Consider the following 4,853-nt stretch of genomic DNA (forward strand, 5'->3'; position numbering starts at 1 on the left):
ACACCGCCGGACATCGGCAGAGCGTGCGCGGTCTTCCGGTCGAGCGGGTGCAGGAGCTGCTGCAGGAGCGGGCGCTGAGCCGGTAGGGGCGGGGAAGCGCGGCCGGCGGCGGGCCGTCCTCGGGCGCGACGATCAGCGCCCGAGAATCGCCCTGGCCTGGCGCAGCACCGGCTCGTCGACCATGCGGCCCTCGAACCGGAACACCCCGCCCTGACGGGCGGCCTCGGCGAGCACACGCTCGGCCCAGTCCCGCTCCTCCGGCGTCGCGGCGTAGCCCTCGCGGATCACCGCGACCTGGCTGGGGTGGATGCAGGCTGTCGCGTCGAAGCCGCTGGCCGCGGCGTCGAGCGCCTCGGCGCGGAGGCCCTCGACGTCGGTGATGTCGAGGTGCACGGAGTCGATCGCCGCCTTCCCGAAGGCCTTCGCCGCCAGCAGCACACGAGAGCGCGCGTGGCGCGCGACATCGCGGTAGCGCCCCGCATGGGCACCCGCGGTGAACCGGCTCGACCGGCCCGCCATGCTCGCGACCAGATCCTCGGCACCCCACATCAGCCCGATGACCGCGGGATGCGCGGCGATCTCCTCGGAGTGGACCACGCCGCGCGCGGTCTCGCACAGCGCGAGCACGTGCAGCCCTGCGGCGTGGAGCGCGTCGAGGTCTGCGGCGGACTCGGCCTTGGCCAGCATCACGGTGCGGTACGCCGTGCCCGCGAGGGCGTCGAGGTCGAGCGCGTGGTCCGGCGTGCTCGCCGGGTTCACCCGCACGATCGTGCGCTCCGGATCCAGGGCGGAGGCGGCGACCTTCGCGCGGGCGGCGGGCTTGTCCTCCGGCGCGACCGCGTCCTCGAGGTCGATGATCACCGAGTCGGCGGCGGCGAGGGCCTTGCCGTACCGGTCGTCGCGATCCGCGGGGCAGAACAGCAGGGCGGGGCCGTCGATGCCGGCGCTCATCGGGTCCCCTCGGCGGGAAGGCACTGCATGAGCGTCGACCGCGTGGCGAGGGCGACCACGACGCCGTCCTGGTTGCGGCCGGTGTGCGCGAACTGCACGATGCCCTGCCCCTGACGCGACGACGAGAGCCGCTTCGACACGATCCGCGTCTCGGCGTAGAGGGTGTCGCCGATCCGCACGGGGGCGGGGAAGGAGACGTCGGAGAAGCCGAGGTTCGCGACGATCGTGCCCATCGTGAGCTGGGCGACCGAGAGCCCGACCAGCGTGGAGAGGGTGAACATGCTGTTCACCAGGCGCTCGCCGAATTCGGTGCCGGCGCTCCACGCCGCATCCAGGTGCAGGGCCTGGGTGTTCATGGTCAGCGTCGTGAACAGCACGTTGTCGGCCTCGGTGACCGTGCGTCCGGGGCGGTGCAGGTAGACCGCGCCCTCCTCGAACTCCTCGAAGTAGAGTCCCCGCTGCTCGATGCGCTTCTCGCTCACGTCGTCTCCTGTGGTTCGTCCGGCGTATCGGACGCCGCGTCGTCGGCGTCGGGGGTGATCGTCGCCAGGGTCTGCCCGCGTGCGACGGTGTCGCCCTGCGTCGCGTGCAGCGACACGGTCCCGGCGACGCCCGCGCGCAGCACGTGCTCCATCTTCATCGCCTCGACGACGAGGACGGGGTCGCCCTCCTCGACCCTGGCACCCTCGGATGCATGCACGAGCACGACCGTCCCCGGCATGGGGGAGTCCAGATGCGGCTTCGTCTCCGCGGCGCCTCCCGCGGCGTGCGAGACCCGCTCCACGGCGACGTCGAAGACCGCGCCCCCGTGCGCGATCGCGACCCGATCGGATCCGGTCGCGAACGCCGCGATCGTGCGGGTGACGCCGTCGATCGTGAGCGTGCGCTCCGAGGACTGCGGGGTCTCCGGCGCCGCGGCCGCCGAGACGGGCTCGGATCCGTCGACCGCGACCGACAGGCCGGATCCGGCGCCTGTCACGAGCACCTCGGTGCGCCGCGCGCCGCACACCAGCGCATAGCGGCGCGGGGCGGGGGCGCCGAGGCGCCAGCCGTCGCGGCGGGTCCACGGAGCGGACGCGGTCGCCGTCCCGGCATCGCGTGCGGCGTCGAGCAGCAGCGCCGCCTCCGCGAACACGCGCGCGTCGGCCTCGGCGAACGCGAGATCGTCGAAGCGGCGGGCGATGAGGTCGGTGTCGAGGTCGCCCGCGATCACCTCGGGAAGCTCGAGGAGCGCCCGCACGAACTCCACGTTCGTCGGGAAGCCGAACACCGCGGTCCGATCGAGCGCCCGCACCAGCCGCCGGCGGGCCTCGTCGCGGTCCGCGCCGTGCGCGATGATCTTCGCGAGCATCGGGTCGTAGTCGATCGAGACGTCCAGGCCGTCGGCGATCGCCGTGTCGACCCTGATCCCCTCGCCCTCGGGGTGGATCACGCGCTGCACCCGCCCGCCGGTGGGCAGGAAGCCGGAGGCGGGATCCTCGGCGTACACGCGCGCCTCGATGCTGTGGCCGCGGAGCTCGACGTCGTCCTGCGCGAACCCGAGCGCGTGGCCGGCGGCGATGAGCAGCTGCTGCTCGACGAGGTCGAGCCCCGTGACCTGCTCTGTCACGGGGTGCTCCACCTGCAGGCGCGTGTTCATCTCCATGAAGAAGAACTCACCCGGCCTCGCGGCCTCGACGATGAACTCGACGGTGCCCGCGCCGCGGTAGTCGACGCTCCGGGCGGTCTCGCAGGCCGCCGCGCCGATCGCGGCGCGCGTGGCCGCATCGAGCAGCGGCGACGGCGCCTCCTCGATCACCTTCTGATGACGGCGCTGCAGCGAGCACTCGCGCTCGCCGAGGTGCACCACGTGGCCGTGCGCGTCCGCGAGGATCTGCACCTCGATGTGCCGCGGCGTCGTGAGGTAGCGCTCCAGGAACAGCGCGTCGTCGCCGAAGCTCGCGGCGGCCTCGCGTCGCGCCGCGGCGATCGCGTCGGCGAGGTGCGCCTCGTCCTCGACCACGTGCATGCCCTTGCCGCCGCCACCGGCCGAGGGCTTGATGAGCAGGGGGTAGCCGATGCCCGGCGCCGCGGCGATGAGCTCGGCGTCGCCGAGACCGGGGCGCGCGATCCCCGGCACGGTGGGCACGTCGCGCTCGGCGACCGCGAGCTTGGCCGTGATCTTGTCGCCCATCGTGCGGATCGCGTCCGCGGTCGGCCCGATGAACACGATCCCGGCGTCGGCGCACGCCTGTGCGAAGGCGGCGTTCTCGGCGAGGAAGCCGTAGCCGGGGTGGATCGCCTGCGCGCCGGTCGCCCGCGCCGCGTCCAGCACGGCGTCGATGTCCAGGTAGCTCTGGGCCGCGGGGGCGGGGCCGATCCGCACGGCGACGTCGGCGAGGGCGACGTGGCGGGATCCGGCGTCGGCGTCGCTGTACACGGCGACGGAGCGGATCCCGAGCCGGCGCAGCGTCGCGATCACGCGGCAGGCGATCTCGCCGCGGTTGGCGATGAGGACGGTGTCGAACATTCCGACGGATTCGGTGCGGTGCATGTCGCTCACATCCTGAAGACGCCGAAGCCCGGCTGGTCGAAGGGAGCCCGCATCACGACGTCGAGCGCGAGGCCCAGCACGTCGCGGGTCTGTCCTGGCTCGATGATCCCGTCGTCCCACAGCCGGGCGGTGGAGTAGTAGGGGCTGCCCTGCTCGTCGTAGGCGGCGCGGATCGGCGCCTGGAACTCGGCCTCCTCCTCGGCCGACCAGGATCCGCCCGCGCCCTCGATCTGATCGCGGCGCACGGTCGACAGCACCGATGCGGCCTGCGGCCCGCCCATGACCGACACGCGGGCGCCGGGCCAGAGCCAGAGGAAGCGCGGCGAGTACGCCCGCCCGCACATCGAGTACGTCCCGGCGCCGAAGGATCCGCCCACGACGACCGTGAGCTTGGGCACCGACGCGGTCGCGACGGCGTTCACCATCTTCGCGCCGTGCTTCGCGATGCCGCCCGCCTCGTACTCGCGGCCGACCATGAAGCCGGTGATGTTCTGCAGGAACAGCAGCGGCGTGCGGCGCTGCTCGCAGAGCTGGATGAAGTGCGCTCCCTTGAGCGCCGACTCCCCGAAGAGCACGCCGTTGTTCGCGATGATCCCGACGCGGTGCCCGTGGATGCGCGCGAACGCGGTCACCAGGGTGGTGCCGTACTCGGGCTTGAACTCGGAGAAGGCGCCGCCGTCGACGATGCCGCGGATGATCTCGCGCGCGTCGTACGGCACCGTCAGCTCGACCGGGACCACGTCGAGCAGGTCGACGGCGGGGGGATCCGCGACGGCGGCGGCCGGATCCGCGAGTCCTGGGGAGGGCGGCAGCGTCGCCACGATGTCGCGGACGATCTGCAGCGCGTGCTCGTCGTTCTCCGCGAGGTGGTCTGCGACGCCGGAGACCCGGGTGTGCACCTCGCCGCCGCCGAGGTCCTCCGCGGTGACGACCTCGCCCGTCGCCGCCTTCACGAGCGGAGGGCCGCCGAGGAAGATCGTGCCCTGGTTGCGCACGATCACCGTCTCGTCGCTCATCGCCGGGACGTAGGCGCCGCCGGCCGTGCTCGAGCCCATGACCGCCGCGATCTGCGGGATGCCGTCGCGGGACATCCTGGCCTGGTTGTAGAAGATGCGGCCGAAGTGATCGCGATCCGGGAACACCTCGTCCTGCATCGGCAGGAACGCGCCGCCGGAGTCGACGAGGTAGATGCAGGGGAGCCGGTTCTCCGCCGCGATCTCCTGCGCGCGCAGGTGCTTCTTGACGGTGATCGGGTAGTAGGTGCCGCCCTTGACCGTGGCGTCGTTCGCGACGACCATGACATGCCGCCCGTGGACGAGGCCGATCCCCGCGACCACACCGCCCGAGGGGGCGTCGCCGCCGTAGAGCC

General features: G+C 72.8%; 4 protein-coding genes. All 4 read right to left on the bottom strand.

The window, feature by feature from the left end; all coding sequences use genetic code 11:
- Positions 1-132: 132 nt before the first annotated feature.
- Positions 133-951 (bottom strand): CoA ester lyase, encoded by an 819-nt coding sequence (locus B7X32_RS18475; protein WP_292723023.1) that lies wholly within the window; start codon positions 949-951, stop codon positions 133-135.
- Positions 948-1,433, bottom strand: a complete 486-nt coding sequence (locus B7X32_RS18480; protein ID WP_292723026.1) for a MaoC family dehydratase — start codon at positions 1,431-1,433, stop codon at positions 948-950. Before B7X32_RS18480 ends, B7X32_RS18475 begins: the two co-directional genes overlap by 4 nt.
- Entirely contained in the window at positions 1,430-3,484 is a 2,055-nt protein-coding gene (locus B7X32_RS18485) for a biotin carboxylase N-terminal domain-containing protein (RefSeq protein ID WP_292723030.1), read from the bottom strand. The genes B7X32_RS18480 and B7X32_RS18485 overlap by 4 nt, the downstream gene beginning before the upstream one ends.
- 5 nt (positions 3,485-3,489) lie before the next feature.
- The coding region (locus B7X32_RS18490) for a carboxyl transferase domain-containing protein (RefSeq protein WP_292723032.1) at positions 3,490-4,853 on the bottom strand (1,364 nt) is incomplete at its 5' end.

Origin of the sequence: Microbacterium sp. 13-71-7 (assembly GCF_002257455.1) — a bacterium.
In the GTDB taxonomy this organism is placed as follows: domain Bacteria; phylum Actinomycetota; class Actinomycetes; order Actinomycetales; family Microbacteriaceae; genus Microbacterium.